This window comes from Xanthobacter autotrophicus, from assembly GCF_030015065.1.
In the GTDB taxonomy this organism is placed as follows: Bacteria; Pseudomonadota; Alphaproteobacteria; order Rhizobiales; family Xanthobacteraceae; genus Xanthobacter; species Xanthobacter autotrophicus_D.
Map to the genome: position 1 here is coordinate 1 of NZ_JAIVFN010000399.1, position 457 is coordinate 457.

Consider the following 457-nt stretch of genomic DNA (forward strand, 5'->3'; position numbering starts at 1 on the left):
ATTCCGAGCAGTTGCGGCGGGTGTTCAGCTGGCTGGCCATCGGCCCGGCCGTATCGAACTTCGTGGGGCCGTTCTTCGCCGGGCTGCTGATCGACCATGCGGGCGCCGCGCCCGGCAGCACCACGGGTTACCGGGCGGCCTTCGCGCTCACCGCGCTGCTGCCCGTGGCGACGTGGTTCTGGGTGCGCGCCACGGTGGAGCTGCCGCCGATCATCGCGCCCGCGGGCGGCACCCGGCCGCGCGCCTGGGACCTGCTGGGCGATGCCGGCTTCCGCCGGTTGCTGCTCGTGAACTGGCTGCTGTCGTCCTGCTGGGACGTGCACACCTTCGTGGTGCCGCTGCTCGGTCACGAACGGGGCCTGTCCGCCTCGGTGATCGGTTCCATCCTCGGCGCGTTCGCCATCGCCGCGGCGGCGATCCGCATCCTCATGCCGCTGGTGGCCGCGCGGCTCAGGGA

The 457-nt window shown here is 72.6% G+C and carries 1 protein-coding gene; it reads left to right on the forward strand.

The window, feature by feature from the left end; all coding sequences use genetic code 11:
* Positions 1 to 457 (forward strand): MFS transporter (locus tag K9U40_RS23725; protein ID WP_282892510.1); only part of this gene is annotated, 457 nt, incomplete at both ends.